A 17,649-nucleotide genomic window follows, 5' to 3' on the forward strand; every position below is an offset into this window, starting at 1 on the left:
GGAGGGCGCCGGGCGCATAGCAGGTTTGGGCCACCGGAGGGGGACACCTGTCCCCTTATGAGGGAGATGGTCACCCGTAAGGGTTAAAACAGTGCAAGTGGCGCGAGGAAGTCTGCATCATCCGCCTACCGTCGCCGGGTGATGAGCAGCAGGTCCGAGCACTCGACACAGACCACCGGCGCACAGCGGGTGCGGCGCCGTGCGCCCCGCTCCACCACCACCCGTCCCCAGCGCCCTCCCGAACGCTACGAGCCGTATCTCGACGGCCTGTTCACCTACTGCCTGTCGGCACTGTGCGAGCACGACGCGGCGGCCGTCGCGGTGGGCGACGTGCTGGCGGTGGCCGAGCGCCGCCCCGGCCGGGGACGGGGGCGGGTGACCGCCGAGGGCGAGCTGTCCCGCCCCTGGCTCTACGCGGTCGCCCGCTGGGCCTGTCTGCGCAAGCTTGCCGAGCGCCGCGGCCGTACGGGGACGGACACCCCGGGCGACGGCGCCGGGGCCGAGCTGCCCGAGCCCATCGCCGCCCAGCGCCGTCGCGAACTGGCCGCGCTGGCCTGGCCGGAGGCCGCCGGGACCACCGCCGAGCAGCGCGAGGCGCTCGAGCTCGCGGTGCGCCATCGGCTGGGCCCCTCCGAGGTGGCCGCCGTGCTCGGCAAGGACCAGGAGGAGACCCGCGCCCTGCTCTCCAGCGCCGCCTGCGAGGTGGAGCGCACCCGCGCCGCCCTCGCCGTCGTCGAGCTGGGCCACTGCCCGGTCGTCGCGCGGCTCGCGGGCGACACCCAGGTGCTGCTCTCCGCCGCCCTCCGCCGCGAGCTGGTGCGGCATGTGGACGACTGCCGCGAATGCCGCCGGATGGCCGAGCGGGCCACGGCCGACGGACCCTGGCCCGGTACGGCGGCCGCGCCCGCCGCGCTGCCGGTGGTGGAGGCCCCCCGCGCCGCCGTGCACGCCGCGCTGCTGAGCGCGCTCAGCGGACGCCCCGCCCGCGCGGGCGCCGGGCCGCGGTTCGACCGGCGCGGCTTCCCGCTGGAGCCCCAGGACCGGGCCGCCCGCCGCAGCCGGATGCGCAGCCGCGCGCTGACGACGACGGTGGTGGCGACGGTCGTCGCGGCCCCGGTGCTCGCGCTGTGGGCCGCCTACCGGAGCGCCCCGCTCGCCGGTGACGAGCGTGATACGGACTCGGTGGCCGCCGCCGAGGCGGACGGCACGAACCAGGCCCCGGCCGGTCAGGACCGGCCCGCCCGGCGCTCGTACGAGCGCGGCGGCAGCGCGCAGGACCGTTCCGGCACCCAGATCGGCTCCGGCCCGCGGAGCGCCAAGGCGGGCCGTGGGGCATCGGATGTGTCGGTCGAGGTCATCGGCGTGGACGGCGCGGTGGAGCGGCCGGGGCGCAAGGGCGGGGAAGCGTCCCGCCCGGACGGCTCTCCGGCCGGCGGCGGCCGCCCCGGGGACGGCTCAGGACCGTCCCGGCCCGCCCCTGGCCCGGGGCGGCTCACGGTCACGGCACACCCCGAGGGGGAGGTGACGGTCATCACCCTCACCGCGTCCGGCGGCTCACCGGTGCACTGGTCGGCCTCCGCCGGGGCGTCCTGGCTCCAGCTGAACCACACGGGCGGGGTGCTGCGGCCCGGCGACTCCACGACCATCACGGTCTCGGTGGACCACGGCCGGGAGCCGGCCGGTCACTGGAGCGCGCGGGTCTCGGTGGACCCGGCGGGCGCGGTGGTGCTGATCGAGGGCCGCGGGACCACCCCCGAGCCCACGCCCACCCCCACGGACCCCTCCGGCAACCCGACCCCGACCCCGACCGACCCGTCGTCCACCCCGTCCGGCTCGGCCGCCGCGAGGCGCTGACGGCGGACATGGCGCTGACCGCGCACGAGGCGCTGACCGCGCACGAGGCGCTGACCGCGCACGAGGCGCTGACCGCGCACGAGGCGCTGACCGCGCACGAGGCGCTGACGACTGCCCGTACGCGCTGACAGCCGCCAGCGCGGCAGGGCCCTTACGCCGTCGCCGCCGCGTCAGTCCGCCGGATCCGCCGGATGCGGGGCCACCAGCGGCAGCGCGGACGCCAGGCGCTGCTCGCACAGTTCGGCCAGCCGGTTGTATCCGGCCTTGCCCATCAGCTCCGTGAGCTCCGGCCGGTACGACCGGAACACCGGCTCCCCGGCCCCGTGCGCCGAGGTGGCCGACGTGCACCACCAGTGCAGATCGTGGCCGCCCGGCCCCCAGCCGCGCCGGTCGTACTCGGCGATGGTGACCCGCAGCACCCGGGTGTCGTCCGGCCGGTCGATCCAGTCGTAGGACCGGCGCACCGGCAGTTGCCAGCACACGTCCGGCTTGGTCTCCAGCGGCTCGCGCCCCTCCCGCAGCGCCAGGATGTGCAGGGCGCAGCCCGCGCCGCCTGCGAAGCCCGGCCGGTTCTGGAAGATGCAGGAGCCCTTGTGGCGCCGGGTCTGCCGCTCGCCGTCGTCGTCCTCCTGTACCCACCCCGAGGCGTGCCCCACATCGTGGAACTGCCAGATCTCGGGGGTCAGCCGGGCCATATGGCGACCGACCCGCTCCTCGTCCTCCTCGTCGGAGAAGTGCGCGCCCAGCGTGCAGCAGCCATCGCTGGCCCGCCCCGCCTGGATGCCCTGGCAGCCCTGGCCGAAGATGCAGGTCCACCGGGAGGTCAGCCAGGTCAGATCGCATCGGAAGAACTGCTCGTCGTCGGCCGGATCGGGGAATTCGACCCATGCGCGGGCGAAGTCCAGACCGACCTCGTCCTCGGCGGCCTCGGCCCCGGACGGCGTCGGCTCCTCGGCCGCCCACTCCGAGGCGGTCTTCCGGCCTTTGTCCTGCTTCGCCTTTTTCGTCTTTGCCACGGTGCAAGGGTAGGCCCCTCGGCCAAAAGCCGGACGTGGGGACCGCGCACGGCCCGGCGGCGCGGTCCGGGCCCGGGATCGGCCGCCCGGGCGCGCGATCGTGGGGGATCTGTGCATGACACCGAGGGGGGAGCAGTAGCGTTCACGTTATGAGACTCGGTGTCCTCGACGTGGGTTCGAATACGGTTCATCTGCTGGTGATGGACGCCCACCCCGGCGCGCGCCCGCTGCCCGCGCACTCGCACAAGGCCGAGCTGCGGCTGGCCGAACTCCTCGACGGCGCCGGGGCCATCGGCCCCGAAGGCGTCGACCGCCTGATCGCGGTGGTCAAGGAGGCGCTGGAGGCGGCCGAGGACAAGGGCGTCGAGGATGTCCTGCCGTTCGCGACCTCCGCCGTCCGCGAGGCGTCCAACGCCGATGAGGTCCTGGCCCGGGTCGCCGAGGCGACCGGCGTGCGGCTCCAGGTGCTCAGCGGCGCGGACGAGGCGCGGCTCACCTTTCTGGCCGCCCGCCGCTGGTTCGGCTGGTCCGCGGGGAAGCTGCTGGTCCTGGACATCGGCGGCGGTTCGCTGGAGATCGCGTACGGCATGGACGAGGAGCCCGACGCGGCGGTCTCGCTGCCGCTGGGGGCGGGCCGGCTGACCGGTTCCTGGCTGCCCGGCGACCCGCCCGACCCGGCGGAGGTACGGGCCCTGCGGCGCCATGTGCGGGCCGAGATCGCCCGGAGCGTCGGCGATTTCAGTCGTCATGGGGCGCCGGACCATGTGGTGGCCACCTCCAAGACCTTCAAGCAGCTGGCCAGGATCACCGGCGCCGCGCGCTCCGCCGAGGGGCCGTACGTGGAGCGCCGTCTCACCCACCGGGCGCTGGTGGAGTGGGTGCCGAAACTGGCCGCCATGACCACCGAGGAACGGGCCGGGCTGCCCGGCGTCTCCGAGGGCCGGGCCGGACAGCTTCCGGCCGGGGCGCTGGTGGCGGAGGCCGCACTGGATCTGTTCCGCGTGGAGCAGCTGGAGATCTGCCCGTGGGCGCTGCGCGAGGGCGTCATCCTCCGCCGCCTGGACCACCTGCCCACGTGACCACGCAGCGTCACCGGGGCCGGGAGCGGTGGCGGCCGGGCCGGAAAGCCCCGGTGGCCGGGTCGGAAAGCGGCGGTGACCGGGCGGGAAAGCCCTGTTGGCCGGGCCCGAGAGCAGAGGTGGCCGGGCCGGAAAGCGGCGGTGGTTCAGCCGCAAGCGCCGCCGCGGTTCGGCTGCGGAGAGCAGCCGCCGTACGCTGTCCCTCGTGACAGAGCCAGTGGTGCGCATCCCGGATGCGAAGGTCGCGCTGTCCACAGCCTCGGTCTATCCGGAGTCGACGGCGACGGCCTTCGAGATCGCGGCACGCCTGGGCTACGACGGCGTCGAGGTCATGGTGTGGACCGATCCGGTCAGCCAGGACATCGAGGCGCTGCGTCGGCTGTCGGACTACCACCAGGTGCCGATCCTCGCCGTGCACGCTCCCTGTCTGCTGATCACCCAGCGGGTCTGGTCGACCGACCCCTGGGTCAAGCTGCAGCGGGCGAGAGCGGCCGCCGAGAAGCTCGACGCGTCCACCGTCGTGGTCCACCCGCCGTTTCGATGGCAGCGGTCCTACGCCCGCGAGTTCGTCAGCGGAATCTGGCGGATGGCCGATGAGACCGATGTGCGGTTCGCGGTCGAGAACATGTACCCGTGGCGTTATCGCGATCGCGAGATGCTGGCGTACGCCCCGGGCTGGGACGTCACCCGGGACGACTACCGCCACTTCACGATCGATCTGTCGCACACCGCCACCGCCCGTACGGACGCGATGGAGATGGTGGACCGCATGGGCGACCGGCTGGCCCATCTCCACCTCGCCGACGGCCAGGGCTCCAACAAGGACGAGCACCTGGTGCCGGGGCGCGGCACCCAGCCCTGCGCCGAGGTGCTGGAACGGCTCGCGGCCACCGGTTTCGACGGCAATGTGGTCGTCGAGGTCAACACCCGGCGGGCCATGTCCACCGCCGAGCGCGAGGCCGACCTGGCGGAGGCCCTGGCGTTCACCCGGCTGCATCTCGCCTCGCCGACCTCGGCCAATCCGCCCAGCAGGGTGGTGCCCGGTTCATGACCCCCGCCTCGTCCGGGCCCGCCACGGGCCCGCGCAAGCGTGGCCGCCCGGCCCGTACGAGCGCCTCCGACGGCCCCGGCGCCCGCGACCGGATCCTGGCCGCGGCGCGCAACGAGTTCGCCGAGCGCGGCTACGACAAGACCTCGATCCGTGGCATCGCCAAGGCGGCGGAGGTGGACCCGGCGCTGGTCCACCACTACTTCGGCACCAAGGAGCAGGTCTTCGAGGCGGCCATCGAGCTGATCTTCGCGCCCGCCATGGCCGCCCCGGACGCGGTGCAGGGCAGCCGGGAGGGCGCGGGCGAGCGGATGGCCCGCTTCATGTTCGGCATCTGGGAGAACCCCGTCAGCCGGCTGCCGCTGCTCGCCGTGATGCGCTCGGCGCTGACCAATGAGGCCGCAGCCGTGGTGCTGCGCGGCATGATCGAGCGCCGGGTGCTGCTGCGGATGGCGGGTGAGCTGGACGTTCCGAACCCCGAGTTCCGTGCCCAGCTCGCGGCCGGGCACCTCATCGGGATCGCGATGCTGCGGTATGTGATCCGGATGGAGCCGATGGCCTCGGCGGAGGTCGATGACATCGTGGCCATGGTGGGGCCCACCCTGCAGCGCTATCTGACCGAGAGCTGATCGCGGACGGCCGTGCGCTGACCGAGGACGGCCGTGCGCTGACCGAGGACCGGCCGGCGCTGACCGAGAGCTGATCGAGGGTTTCCACACAGTGACCCCACCGTCTCTGGATCCGGACGGACCATCCGGATCCATGGACACAGGCGTAGGCTCAGAAGACTCCGATCCGATTCGCCGGGCGTCCCATTCGCTGGACGCACGTATCACGAGGGAGCCGAGCACCGTGCCCGAGCTGAGGTCTCGCACCGTCACCCATGGCCGCAACATGGCGGGCGCCCGCGCCCTTATGCAGGCGTCCGGCGTAGCGCGCGAGGACTTCGGCAAGCCGATCATCGCCGTGGCCAACAGCTTCACCGAGTTCGTGCCCGGCCACACCCACCTCCAGCCGGTCGGCCGGATCGTCAGCGAGGCGATCCACGCGGCGGGTGGCATTCCGCGCGAGTTCAACACCATCGCCGTGGACGACGGCATCGCCATGGGCCACGGCGGGATGCTCTACAGCCTCCCCTCCCGCGACCTGATCGCCGACTCCGTGGAGTACATGGTCGAGGCGCACTGCGCCGACGCGCTGATCTGCATCTCCAACTGCGACAAGATCACCCCCGGGATGCTGATGGCCGCGATGCGGCTCAACATCCCGACCGTCTTCGTCTCCGGCGGCCCCATGGAGGCGGGCCGGGCCACGCTCGTCGACGGCACCGTCCGCAAGCTGGACCTGATCAACGCGATCTCGGACGCGGTCAACGAGAACGTCTCGGACGAGGACATCCTCCGCATCGAGAACAACGCCTGCCCGACCTGCGGCTCCTGTTCCGGCATGTTCACCGCCAACTCGATGAACTGCCTGACCGAGGCGATCGGCCTCTCCCTGCCGGGCAACGGCTCGGTGCTGGCCACCCACACCGCCCGCAGGGCGCTCTACGAGACCGCCGGCCGTACGGTCGTGGACATCACCAAGCGCCACTACGAGCAGGACGACGAGACCGTTCTGCCGCGCTCCATCGGCACCCGCGCCGCCTTCGACAACGCCATGGCGCTCGACATCGCCATGGGCGGCTCGACCAACACGATCCTGCATCTGCTGGCCGCCGCCCAGGAGGCCGGTCTCGACTACGACCTGAACGACATCAACGAGGTCTCCCGCCGGGTGCCCTGCCTGGCCAAGGTCGCCCCGAACGTGGCCCCCGGCGGCACGTACTACATGGAGGACGTGCACCGCGCGGGCGGCATCCCGGCGATCCTCGGCGAGCTGTTCCGCGCCGGGCTGCTGAACGAGGACGTCCACTCCGTGCACAGCTCCTCGCTCGCCGACTGGCTCAAGACCTGGGACGTGCGCGGTGGTTCACCGTCCGCCGAGGCCGTCGAGCTGTGGCACGCGGCCCCCGGCTGCAAGCGCTCCGCCACCGCCTTCTCGCAGTCCGAGCGCTGGGACACGCTGGACACCGACGCCGCCGGCGGCTGCATCCGCGACCTGGAGCACGCCTACTCCCAGGACGGCGGCCTCGCCGTCCTCAAGGGCAATCTGGCCGTCGACGGCTGCGTGGTGAAGACCGCGGGCGTGGACGAGTCGATCTGGACCTTCGAGGGCCCCGCCGTGGTCTGCGAATCCCAGGAGGAGGCCGTCGAGCGGATCCTGGGCAAGCAGGTCAAGGAGGGCGACGTGGTCGTCATCCGCTACGAGGGCCCCAAGGGCGGCCCCGGTATGCAGGAGATGCTCTACCCCACCTCCTTCCTCAAGGGCCGGGGCCTGGGCAAGGCCTGCGCGCTGGTCACCGACGGCCGCTTCTCCGGCGGCACCTCGGGCCTGTCCATCGGCCACGCCTCGCCCGAGGCGGCGTCCGGCGGCACCATCGCCCTGGTCCAGGACGGCGACCGGATCCGCATCGACATCCCCGGCCGCACCATCGAACTCCTGGTGAACGAGGAGGAGCTGGCGGCCCGGCGCGAGGCGCTCGGCGGCGTCTACGCCCCGAAGAACCGCGAGCGCAAGGTGTCCACCGCACTGCGCGCCTACGCGGCGATGGCCACCAGCGCCGACAAGGGCGCGGTCCGCGACATCAGCCGCCTCGGCTGACGTCGGTCCCGGCCGCCTCCACGGTGTCGTATCCATAGACCGTGGTGAGGGCGTCACCGTTCAGCGTCAGCTCGGCGGTGACGCCACCGGGGTCCGTACGCGCCTTGCCCCGCCACAGCACCCGGCCGTCCCCGCGGTCCAGCGCGACCACCCGGCCCGCGGCGGTGGCCAGATACAGGGCGTTCCGGCGCGCGGACACGACGGGCGAGCCCAGCCACTCCACCTGCGTCGCCTCGCTCCACAGCCGCTTTCCGGCCGTGGTGACGGCGGTGACCTCGCCGTTCTGCCGGACGAAGTAGAGCGTGTCGCCCACCAGGGTGGGCCTGGTCTGCTGGGCGGAGAGCCCCTCGGGCAGCTTCACCCGGCGCGCCGGTCCGCCGTCCGGGGAGAGGAAGAGCAGATCGGTGTAGTCGAAGCTGTCGTGGTCGCCCTGCTCCAGATAGAGAAGGTCGCCCGAGCGCTCGGCGAGCGATACGCCCGTATTCGGCGTGCCGATCTGCCGGGGCGTTCCCGTGGTGGGGGAGAGGGCGTAGAGCCGGCTCGGAGTGTCCGGGTCGCCGCGATCCTCCATCGGTCTGCAGTCGGCGAGGGGGCGTCCGGCCACCACCTCGGGGGAGCAGGTCAGCCCGCGGCCGACCCGGCGCGACCAGAGTGTGTCGCCGGTGCGCGCGTCCACCGCCTGGAAGGTCTCCTCGTCCCAGCTCTGGGTGAGCACGGCGGGGTGGTGGCCCCGCCGGAACACCGCGCCCTGGTCCGCGCCGCCGATATCGGTTTTCCAGACCCGCTCACCGTCGCCGGTGCGGTAGCCCTCCAGCCGGGCCGTTCCGTCCGAGAGTCCGACGGTGCCCAGGACGAGGCCCTCGGCCACACCGATCAGCGCGTCCGGCTTCGTCGGCCGGTGCCAGGTCACACGCCCCCGGGCGTCGAGCCGGGTGAGGGCGATCCCGGAACCGCCGCAGTACAGATCGGTGCCCGAGGCGAGACAGCGGCGGCCGCTCAGCCCGTTGACCGTCTGCGGAGTGCCTTCGAGGCGGGTCACGACGTCGTCGTCGCCGGGCTCGGTGAGCGTGCGCTGCCAGGGGCGCCATCCGGACGGGAGCGAGGCGTCCGGCGATGAGCCGGTGGCGGGGCGGGCGTCCGGCCGGTCGCCGGATCCGGCCTTGAGGATGACGACCGCTCCCGCGACCGCGGCGATCAGGCCCGCGGCCGCTCCGGCGGCCACCAGGGCGCGGCGGCGCGTGAGACGGGTGCGGCGGGGCGCGCGGCCGACCTCCGTCGGCACGGCGCCGACGCCCTCTGCAGCGGCGGCGCCTGTGCCGTCCGGGTTCGCGCCGTCCGCGTCCGTATCGTCCGCGTCCGTATCGTCCGCGTCCGTACCGTCCTCGTCGGGCAGCGTCCGCAGTCGCTCCAGCAGCTCGTCCAGCCCGGGACGCGCGGACGGCTCCTTGCTGAGGCAGTCCGCGACCGCGTCGCGCAACGGCCCGGTCACCGCGTCCAGTTCCGGCGGCTCGTACACCACGTGATAGGCGGTCATATACGGGCTGTCCGCGTCGAACGGGCTCTGGCCGGTCGCCGCGAACACCACCACCGTCGCCAGCGAGAACACATCGGACTCCGGTCCGACCTCCCGCGGATCGCGCAGCTGCTCCGGGGACATGAACGGGGGTGTGCCCATGACCCGGCCCGTCATGGTCAGGGTCTGGTGGTCCGCCGCCCGGGAGATGCCGAAGTCGATGACGCGGGGGCCCTCTTCGGACAGCACGATGTTGGCCGGTTTCAGATCCCGGTGCACCACGCCCGCCCGATGGATGTCCCGCAAGGCCTCCACCAGCCCGATCGCCAGCCGCCGCAGCTCGGCGCCGCGCAGCGGACCGTCCGCCGCGACCCGCTCGGCGAGGGTGCGGCCGGGGACGTACGAGGTCGCCATCCACGGCAGTACGGCGTGGGGGTCGGCGTCCACGACGGCCGCGGTGAACGCGCCGCTGACCCGCCGGGCGGCCGCGACCTCCTGCCGGAACCGCACCCGGAACTCGTCGTCGTCGGCGAACTGCTGATGCACCACCTTCAGCGCCAGCCGCCGCCCCGACTGCGACCGGGCCAGATACACGGTGCCCATCCCGCCGCGGCCGAGCCGCCGTTGGAGTGCGTAGCCTCCGATGGACTCCGGGTCCCCGGCGCGCAGTGCCATTCCTGTTCTACCCCCAACGACCCACGATCCGGTGGTCTACGTAATCCAGCCCCTCCGGCGATTGAGGAGCGGAGTCCAGGGGCGGAGCCCCGGCGGGGGCCGGACACCCCGTCGCCCCGGCCGCCCCGGGGACCCTGTCGTGGCTCACCAGCCGGCCGGATTCCGTCCGTCCACGGCGAACAGCGTGCCGTCCGGGGCCGTCGCGAACACCTTGCCGTCCGCCGCCACCGGCGCGGGCATCAGGTCCAGGAAGCCGCGACCGGCCGCGCCCCCGCGCGAGCGGGTCTCGCCGATCACCTCGCCCCGTTCGGCGTCCACGGCCAGCAGCCGTCCGTCCGCCGCCGAGAAATACAGCCGGCCGTCCGCCGCCACCAGCGGCGACGCGTTGGCCACCGAGGTCTCCAGGCGCCAGAGCCGCGCCTGCGCCGAACCCTCGCGCCCGGTGTCGACGGCCACCAACCCGCCGTCCGCGCCCAGCACATATACCCGGTCGCCGCTGGTGACGGCACTGGTCGCGGACACCGGCGCGGACAGCGCGACCCGCCGCGCCGTACGCCGCTCGGGGTCGTAGCGGACGACGGCGGTGGTACGGGTCTGGGTGTCCGTCTCGGTCAGCAGCAGCACTCCCCCGGGGCCGCTCCCGGCCGGGGTGAGGTTGCCGCTGAGCGAGGCGCGCCAGCGCGTGTCGCCGCGCACCGTGTCCACCGCCGTGACCAGCGTGTGCGCGCCGTCGTCCGCGGTGGTCACGGCGTACGCCGTGCGGCCGTCACCGTACGAGAAGAAGGCGGGCCGGGCGTGGCCGGGCAGCCGATGGCTCCAACGCTCCTTGTTCGTCGCGCCGTTCACCGCCGTGACCGTGCCGTCCGGCGCGGCCAGCAGCACGGTGTCGCCCGAGGCGTAGACCCCGCCGTCGTAACGGGACACCTCGCGGCTCCAGCGGACGTCGTGGGTCGTGGGGTCGAGCGCCCGCAGCCGCTCGCCGTCCGGGGAGACCGTCTGCACCAGACCGCCGGAGAACACGGGAGGGGAGATCGCCTCGCCGTCACCCGGACTCCCCGCCGCGGACGGCCGCGACCAGACCACCCGGCCGCCGTCCGGATCGACCCGGGCGGCCTCGATACCGCGCCGACTGCAGTACAGCGCGCCCGCTCCGTATGAGCAGAACGCGGGCCGCACCCCCGAGCCCGCGGCCTTTCCGACGTCCAGCCCCGTCGTCCAGGGGCGCCACGCCTCCGCGGTCGCCGCGCTGTTCCGCGGCTGCTGCCCGCCGGACGCGTCCGCGCCGCCGAACGGGCGCAGCGCGACGACCGTGCCCGCGCCCAGCAGCACGACGGCCGCGAGCCCGGACAGGGCCCACCGCCGAGTTCCCCGGCGCCGCGCCACCGGCCGGTCCGCCATGGCCTCGTCCGCCACCGGTCCGTCGGCCACCGGCTCGTCCGCCACGGGCCCATCCGTCACGGGCCCGCTCGTCACCGACTCGGGCTCGTCCGCCACCGGTTCCGGCTCGGCCTTCATGCCCTTCATGAGCCGGGGCGCGGGCTCAGGGGCCGCCTTCACACGCGTATCCGTGGCGCCGCCGACCTGCTCCCCGCGCCCGCCCGGCAGGGAGTGCGGCTCCGGTGTCCGCTGCTGCGGCACCAGCGGGACGGGGCCGCGGGGCATCGGCGGATGGGGGCCGCGGACGGCGCGCAGGACCGTCATCAGGGCGTCGGGCGTGGGGCGGTCCTCGGGGTTCTTGGCCAGACACCGCTGGATCAGCGGCAGCAGCTCATCCGGCACCCCCGCCAGATCCGCCTCGTCGTGCACCACCTGGTACGCCACGATGTACGGGCTCTCGGACTCGAACGGCCCCCGCCCGGTGGACGCGTGCACCAGCAGCGAGCCCAGCGCGAACACATCCGCCGCCGGGCCCACCGCACGCGGCCGCTGGAACTGCTCCGGCGCCATGAACGGCGGAGTGCCGATCAACTGCCCGGTCTCAGTGCGCAGTTCGCTGTCGGACGGCCGCGAGATGCCGAAATCGATGACCTTCGGGCCGTCCGCCGCGAGCAGCACATTGCTCGGCTTGAGATCGCGGTGCACCACGCCCGCCCGATGGATGTCCCGCAGCGCCTCCGCGAGCCCCGCGGCGAGCTGCACCGTCTCGTCCGGCGGCAACGGGCCGCTCCGCTTGACGTGTTCGGCGAGGGTCGGGCCGGGGATGTAGAGGGTGGCCATCCAGGGCCTCGGCCCCTCCGGATCGGCGTCCACCACGGGCGCCGTGAACGCGCCGCTGACCCGCCGGGCGGCCGCCACCTCCTGCCGGAACCGCGCCCGGAACTCGGGGTCTTCGGCGTACTCGGCATGGACGACCTTCACCGCGAGACGCCGTCCCGAGGGCGAGCGGGCCAGATGGACCACGCCCATGCCACCCGATCCGAGGCGCGCCTCGAGCCGGTATTGCCCGGCGTATTCCGGATCCTCCGCTTCCGGGCCCGTCCCGGCTCTGTGCACCGGCGGCATGCCCCACCCCCGTGAATTCGGCCGCATTCGCGACTCGGCGAGCCTAGTCGATGACACGTGCGAGCCTTGTTAGCCTCCGCATGTCGTGTCACTTCACACGACATGTGCACAACTTCGGAAAGAAGTTCAACGGGGGAGGGGCCGCCATGGCCATGGAAGAGACCGCCGAAACTATTGCCACGACCGACACCGCGAACGCCGCCGACACCGCGGACGGCACGGACGCCGTAGAGACCGCCGCCGGAGCGATCACCTATCCGACCGCGCCCGGTTACCAGGTGAACGTCCGCAGCGGGCCCGGCACCAACCACAGAGTCGTCAAGGTGCTGCCGTACAACACCCGCGTTCCCATCCGCTGCCAGCGGCACGGCGAGAAGGTGTCCGGACCGTATGGCACCACGGACATCTGGGACAGCATCGCCCCGGGCCAGTACGTGTCCGACGCGTATGTGAGGACCGGCAGCGACGGCTTCGTCACCGTGCCCTGCGGCTGACCCACCTCCGGAGCGCAGCCGGCCCCCGGAGCCGCGAGGGCGGCGCCGGGGGCCAGGTGACGGAGGGGGCGTGTCCCCTCAAGCGGCGTCGTTACGCCGGGACCCGCTCTTCGAGGGCGGCGTCACGCTTGACCACCGCGTTGTGCCGCTCGGTCCAGGTGGCCAGCGCCAGCTCACACGCGTGGTCCACATGGCGCAGCCCGGTCAGGTCGAGCTCGACCTCCCGCTCACGGGGCAGCCCCTCCAACTCGTCCAGCAGCTTGGGCAGTCGCAGGAAGGTCGCGTGACCGCGCACCCGGACATGCAGGGGCTTGTCGTCGGCACCGTCGCCGTCCTCGCGCCCGCTGACCTCGACATGCACATGCGAGGTCTCCCAGGCCGTCTTGGCCACGGCCATCAGCAGACCGATGATCACGCCCTCGAACATATTGGTGATCACGATCGCGCCGGCGGTGACGACCAGGATGATCGCCTCACCGCGGTGGGCCCGCCACAGCGGCACCAGGTCCTTGGTCGGGATCAGCTTCCAGCCCGAGTACACCAGCACACCGGCGAGCGTCGCCACCGGGATGATGCCCAGGGCCGAGGGGAAGAGCACCGCGAAGATCAGCAGCCACACACCGTGCAGCACCCGTGACGCCTTCGTCTTGGCGCCGGCCTGTACATTGGCCGCGCTTCGCACGATCACCGCGGTCATCGGCAGGGCGCCGAGGACACCGCACACCGCGTTGCCCGCGCCCTGCGCCATGAGCTCCTTGTCGTAGTTCGTGCGCGGACCGTCGTGCAGCCGGTCCACGGCCGCGGCGCTGAACAGGCTCTCGGCCGAGGCGATCAGCGTGAAGGCGAGAACGGTGCCGATCACGCCCACCTCGGCGAGCGCCTGGAACTCACCGCCGCCGGGCGGCTGGATGGCGTCCAGCAGCCCCTTGACCTCGACCCGCGCGATCGGCAGGTCGAAGATCACGGTCGAGGCGGTGGCGAGCGCGACGGCCGCCAGCGGAGCGGGCAGCACCTTGGCGCCCTGGCGGAAACGCGGCCACAGCACCAGGACGGCGATGGTGCCGACGCCCACGGCGAGCGCCTTCAGGGCGTCCCCGGAACCGGCCACGTCCCCGATGAGCTCCGGAATGCCGAAGATCTTGTCGAGCCCGCTGGTCGGCGCCTTGGCGTCGGCGAGCGCGTACAGCTGTCCGGCGATCAGCACCAGGCCGATGCCCGCGAGCATGCCCTGCACCACGGCGACGGAGATCGCCCGGAACCAGCGGCCGAGGCCGAGCGCGCCCATGGCGAGCTGCAGCAGTCCGGAGATCAGGACGAGGACGCCGAGTGCGGCGACGCCGTATTGCTCCACGGCCTCGTACACCAGCACAGTCAGACCGGCGGCCGGGCCGGAGACCTGCAGGCTGCTGCCCGGCAGGAAACCGGTGACCAGCCCGCCGACGATGCCGGTGATCAGGCCGAGCTCGGCCGGAACACCCGAGGCCACCGCCACCCCCACGCACAGGGGCACGGCGACGAGGAAGACGACGAGAGAAGCGGTGAAGTCGGCGCGGAATGTTTTGGCGCCGGATGAGCCTGAGGTGCCTCCGGCACCACGGAAACGGTCAAGGAGAGAGTTTCGCATGAGGGTTGCCTCCAGTGCGCCCCGTCACCGGCTCATGGGCAGGCGGGGGCACGGCATAGCGCTACGTCAGTGGGATCGATGGAATCGGTCGCTGGCGGTTGAGATCGCTTGCTGTGAGAAGCGTGAAAAGCGCCGAGAAGTGTCCGAGACGAACCGCCGGGCTACGGCGGTGTAGCTCTCAGCAGCGGAAGATCTGGAGGATGACGGGCAGCTCGCCCGATCTCGACACCGGAACGGCTTGCCGTCCGGTGACCGAGGTGGAGATGGCGGTACGCGGCACCGAAACACCAGTGTCGCAACCGCACACACATCCGTATTTGCCGCTCGGGGTGGGAGCGGTCAGCGGGGCCCGTCCGCGGAGCCCCTTGCAGTCTTCTGTTCCGTTGCCGCCGTGCGCGGAGACCGATGATTCCGTGGCCGGCCGCGGATCGGCGGAAGCGGTGACGCTGCTCGTTTCGGGATGGATGACCTGCGCGGACGCGCAATCAGCCGCGATGAAGAGGGCAAGCAACACGGCTACCGCCGTTACCAGTGCGTGAGCGGTATGCCGAATGCTCCTCACCATCGCCCCCTTCCCGTACGTATAGACACCGACCCCTATTGTGGCCATGAGACTGTGACCATTTGCAAGTCGATATGTAACCGACTTGTGAACTCGGAGTCATCGAACAGGACTGCTTGGTTCCGGGCGCCCTCATGGGCGCGGGCGCAAAGCGGCCTCCTGGGCACGCCGGATGGCGCCAAAAATACTTATTCATCGAATGATGAATAAGTAATTCATAAGAGCCAGGGAGAATGAGCCACCCGTGGGAAGATGGCGGAGAACACCCATGCAGCACAGCACGAGCCGCTCAGGTATGAGGAGAGCCGCACTATGACGGAGAAGGTCGCCGTGCTCGGCACGGGAAAGATTGGCGAAGCCCTTCTCAGCGGAATGATCCGAGGTGGCTGGTCGCCGTCCGACCTCCTGGTCACGGCCCGCCGCCCCGAGCGCGCCGAGGAGCTCCGCTCGCGCCACGGCGTCGAGGCCGTCTCCAACGCCGAGGCCGCCAAGTCCGCCGACACCCTCATCCTCACCGTCAAACCGCAGGACATGGGCGCCCTGCTCGACGAGCTCGCCCCGCACGTCCCCGCCGACCGGCTGGTGATCTCCGGCGCCGCCGGCATCCCCACCTCCTTCTTCGAGGCGCGCCTGGCCGCCGGCACCCCGGTCGTCCGGGTGATGACCAACACCCCCGCACTGGTCGACGAGGCCATGTCCGTCATCTCGGCGGGCAGCCACGCCACCGAGGAGCACCTCGCCCACACCGAGGCGATCTTCGGCGGCGTCGGCAAGACGCTGCGCGTCCCCGAGTCCCAGCAGGACGCCGCGACCGCCCTCTCCGGCTCCGGCCCGGCCTACTTCTACTTCCTCGTCGAGGCCATGACCGACGCGGGCATCCTGCTGGGCCTGCCCCGCGACAAGGCCCATGACCTGATCGTCCAGGCGGCCATCGGCGCGGCGGTGATGCTGCGCGACAGCGATGAGCACCCGGTCAAGCTGCGGGAGGCCGTGACCTCCCCGGCGGGCACCACGATCAACGCCATCCGCGAACTCGAGAGCCACGGTGTGCGCGCCGCGCTGATCGCCGCGCTGGAGGCGGCCCGCGACCGCAGTCGCGAGCTCGCCTCCGGCAACGGCTGACACCGACCGACCGGGCCCCCGCCGCTTCGGCCAGCCGACCGGCGCCCCGCGCTTTGGTCAGGCGGGCGGCAGCAGCCCGACCGCCGCATACGCCTCGTCCACCCGGGGCCGGGCCAGCCCGCGCGCCCGCTCGGCCCCGGCCCGCAGCACCCCGTCCATATAAGAGGGGTCGGCGCACAGCTCCGCGTGCCGGGCCTGAAGCGGCCGCAGCAGCTCCAGCACCGCCTCCGCCGTGGCCCGCTTCAGCGCCCCGTACGAGCCGAACTCCTCGGCCAGCACCTCCGGCTTTCCCTCGGTGCACGACGCGAGCACATCCAGCAGATTGGCCACCCCCGGCTGCTCCGTCCGGTCGTACCGCACCTCGGTTCCGCTGTCCGTGACGGCCCGCATGATCTTCTTCCGCACCACATCCGGCTCATCGAGCAGATAGACGATGCCCGCTGTCTCCGCATGCGACTTCCCCATCTTCGAGGTGGGGTCCTGCAGATCCATCACCCGCGCCGAGACCCGCGGCTGAGTGGCCCGAGGCACGGTGAAGACCGGTCCGTACCGCTGGTTGAACCGCTGCGCCAGATCCCGGGCCAGCTCGACATGCTGCGTCTGGTCCTCGCCGACGGGCACCTCATGCGTGCCATAGACGAGGATGTCGGCCGCCATCAACGCCGGATAGGTGAGCAGCGACAGCCGTACGCTCCGCCCCCTCGCCTGTTCCCGCGCGGCCTTCTCCTTGTACTGGATCATCCGCCGCATCTCGCCGTCGGTGGCCGTGCACTCCATGAGATAGGACAGCCGCGCGTGCTCGTCCACCTGGCTCTGGACGAACAGCGTGCACTGCTCGGGGTCGAGCCCCGAGGCCAGCAGCAGCGTGGCGGCCTGCCGGGTGAGCCGCCGCACCCGCGCCGGATCGTGCTCCACCGTGAGCGCGTGCAGATCGACGACGCAGAACAGCGCGTCGGCACGGTGCTGGTCCTCCGTAACCCACCGGCGTACGGCCCCGAGGTAGTTGCCGAGGGTCAGATGCCCGCTCGGTTTGATGCCACTGAAGATCCGGTGCCGTGCCGTCTTCGTCTCCGTCATCTCTCTGCCATCTCCCGCTGTGTCGGGACCGCCGACCCGGCCGGCCGGGCTTCGCGGGGAGGAGATACGCGAACGGCCGCCGGAGCGGCGGCCGTGGTTGCGCATGTGGTGGTAGAGGCGGCCGCCGTCAGGCGGCCCACCACCGTGGGTGTACACATGCGCTCGTCATGCCCTAGACGGTACGCCCTGACGGGGCGTCCGGCCATGAGTTTGATGGTCCTCGGGGCGTCGTGTACTGTTCACCGGGTTGCCACGGGGCCCTGCGGGGAAACGCGGCAGCCACTCGAGCCGCACCGGCGGCAAACCACTTCTGCACGGCCCCTCATCGGGATGGATTTCGGCATGCCGGAATTCGGATCGGGAAGCTCGATTATGAGCAT

At 72.3% G+C, this 17,649-nt stretch carries 13 protein-coding genes; 7 read left to right on the top strand and 6 right to left on the bottom strand.

Annotated elements, in window-relative coordinates; all coding sequences use genetic code 11:
• Window positions 1-141 precede the first annotated feature (141 nt).
• Window positions 142-1,854, top strand: a complete 1,713-nt coding sequence (locus ACFYOY_RS40265; RefSeq protein WP_351901020.1) for a sigma-70 family RNA polymerase sigma factor — start codon at window positions 142-144, stop codon at window positions 1,852-1,854.
• A gap of 170 nt (window positions 1,855-2,024) precedes the next feature.
• Here the strand turns inward: ACFYOY_RS40265 and ACFYOY_RS40270 are convergent, their stop codons facing one another.
• Complete coding sequence (locus ACFYOY_RS40270; RefSeq protein ID WP_351901018.1) at window positions 2,025-2,870, bottom strand: hypothetical protein; 846 nt, start codon at window positions 2,868-2,870, stop codon at window positions 2,025-2,027.
• A 149-nt stretch (window positions 2,871-3,019) separates the two neighbouring features.
• On the opposite strand from ACFYOY_RS40270, the gene ACFYOY_RS40275 reads away from it, so the two are divergent.
• From ACFYOY_RS40275 to ilvD, 4 genes are all read left to right on the top strand, one after another.
• A complete protein-coding gene (locus ACFYOY_RS40275; RefSeq protein ID WP_351901016.1) occupies window positions 3,020-3,949 on the top strand; it encodes a Ppx/GppA phosphatase family protein in 930 nt (309 codons plus the stop codon).
• A 205-nt stretch (window positions 3,950-4,154) separates the two neighbouring features.
• On the top strand, window positions 4,155-5,000 hold the full coding sequence (locus ACFYOY_RS40280) for a sugar phosphate isomerase/epimerase (RefSeq protein ID WP_351901014.1): 846 nt from the start codon (window positions 4,155-4,157) through the stop codon (window positions 4,998-5,000).
• Window positions 4,997-5,626 (top strand): TetR family transcriptional regulator, encoded by a 630-nt coding sequence (locus ACFYOY_RS40285; protein ID WP_351901012.1) that lies wholly within the window; start codon window positions 4,997-4,999, stop codon window positions 5,624-5,626. The genes ACFYOY_RS40280 and ACFYOY_RS40285 overlap by 4 nt, the downstream gene beginning before the upstream one ends.
• 223 nt (window positions 5,627-5,849) lie before the next feature.
• Window positions 5,850-7,700, top strand: a complete 1,851-nt coding sequence (gene ilvD, locus ACFYOY_RS40290) for a dihydroxy-acid dehydratase (protein WP_351901010.1) — start codon at window positions 5,850-5,852, stop codon at window positions 7,698-7,700.
• On the opposite strand, the gene ACFYOY_RS40295 is transcribed toward ilvD, so the two are convergent.
• On the bottom strand, window positions 7,684-9,888 hold the full coding sequence (locus ACFYOY_RS40295; RefSeq protein ID WP_388592654.1) for a protein kinase: 2,205 nt from the start codon (window positions 9,886-9,888) through the stop codon (window positions 7,684-7,686). The two genes, ilvD and ACFYOY_RS40295, sit on opposite strands and share 17 nt — an antisense overlap.
• 144 nt (window positions 9,889-10,032) lie before the next feature.
• The gene (locus tag ACFYOY_RS40300; protein WP_388592657.1) at window positions 10,033-12,390 is read right to left on the bottom strand and encodes a PQQ-binding-like beta-propeller repeat protein; all 2,358 of its coding nucleotides are present in this window, start codon (window positions 12,388-12,390) and stop codon (window positions 10,033-10,035) included.
• Window positions 12,391-12,536: 146 nt separating this feature from the next.
• On the opposite strand from ACFYOY_RS40300, the gene ACFYOY_RS40305 reads away from it, so the two are divergent.
• Window positions 12,537-12,884, top strand: coding sequence for an SH3 domain-containing protein (locus ACFYOY_RS40305; RefSeq protein ID WP_388592659.1), 348 nt, complete (start codon window positions 12,537-12,539; stop codon window positions 12,882-12,884).
• Window positions 12,885-12,975: 91 nt separating this feature from the next.
• On the opposite strand, the gene ACFYOY_RS40310 is transcribed toward ACFYOY_RS40305, so the two are convergent.
• Together ACFYOY_RS40310 and ACFYOY_RS40315 are read right to left on the bottom strand one after the other, a co-directional pair.
• Window positions 12,976-14,508, bottom strand: a complete 1,533-nt coding sequence (locus ACFYOY_RS40310) for a SulP family inorganic anion transporter (RefSeq protein ID WP_351901002.1) — start codon at window positions 14,506-14,508, stop codon at window positions 12,976-12,978.
• A 178-nt stretch (window positions 14,509-14,686) separates the two neighbouring features.
• Window positions 14,687-15,022: a hypothetical protein gene (locus tag ACFYOY_RS40315; RefSeq protein WP_351901000.1), complete on the bottom strand. Its 336-nt coding sequence runs from the start codon at window positions 15,020-15,022 to the stop codon at window positions 14,687-14,689.
• Window positions 15,023-15,382: 360 nt separating this feature from the next.
• On the opposite strand from ACFYOY_RS40315, the gene proC reads away from it, so the two are divergent.
• On the top strand, window positions 15,383-16,192 hold the full coding sequence (proC, locus tag ACFYOY_RS40320; RefSeq protein WP_351900998.1) for a pyrroline-5-carboxylate reductase: 810 nt from the start codon (window positions 15,383-15,385) through the stop codon (window positions 16,190-16,192).
• Between the two features lie 57 nt (window positions 16,193-16,249).
• Here proC and trpS read toward each other — a convergent pair whose 3' ends face one another.
• Entirely contained in the window at window positions 16,250-17,269 is a 1,020-nt protein-coding gene (gene trpS / locus ACFYOY_RS40325) for a tryptophan--tRNA ligase (protein ID WP_388592662.1), read from the bottom strand.
• Between the last annotated feature and the right edge of the window lie 380 nt (window positions 17,270-17,649).

This window comes from Streptomyces sp. NPDC007875 (genome assembly GCF_042868035.1).
Classification (GTDB): domain Bacteria; phylum Actinomycetota; class Actinomycetes; order Streptomycetales; family Streptomycetaceae; genus Streptomyces; species Streptomyces antimycoticus.

Bases quoted from the DNA above. Each gene is read 5' to 3' on its own strand.
- ACFYOY_RS40265 (WP_351901020.1), top strand. From the start codon at position 142: ATGAGCAGCAGGTCCGAGCACTCGACACAGACCACCGGCGCACAGCGG.
- ACFYOY_RS40275 (WP_351901016.1), top strand. From the start codon at position 3,020: ATGAGACTCGGTGTCCTCGACGTGGGTTCGAATACGGTTCATCTGCTG.
- ACFYOY_RS40285 (WP_351901012.1), top strand. From the start codon at position 4,997: ATGACCCCCGCCTCGTCCGGGCCCGCCACGGGCCCGCGCAAGCGTGGC.
- ACFYOY_RS40295 (WP_388592654.1), bottom strand. From the start codon at position 9,888: ATGGCACTGCGCGCCGGGGACCCGGAGTCCATCGGAGGCTACGCACTC.
- ACFYOY_RS40300 (WP_388592657.1), bottom strand. From the start codon at position 12,390: ATGCCGCCGGTGCACAGAGCCGGGACGGGCCCGGAAGCGGAGGATCCG.
- ACFYOY_RS40305 (WP_388592659.1), top strand. From the start codon at position 12,537: ATGGCCATGGAAGAGACCGCCGAAACTATTGCCACGACCGACACCGCG.
- ACFYOY_RS40310 (WP_351901002.1), bottom strand. From the start codon at position 14,508: ATGCGAAACTCTCTCCTTGACCGTTTCCGTGGTGCCGGAGGCACCTCA.
- proC (WP_351900998.1), top strand. From the start codon at position 15,383: ATGACGGAGAAGGTCGCCGTGCTCGGCACGGGAAAGATTGGCGAAGCC.
- trpS (WP_388592662.1), bottom strand. From the start codon at position 17,269: ATGACGGAGACGAAGACGGCACGGCACCGGATCTTCAGTGGCATCAAA.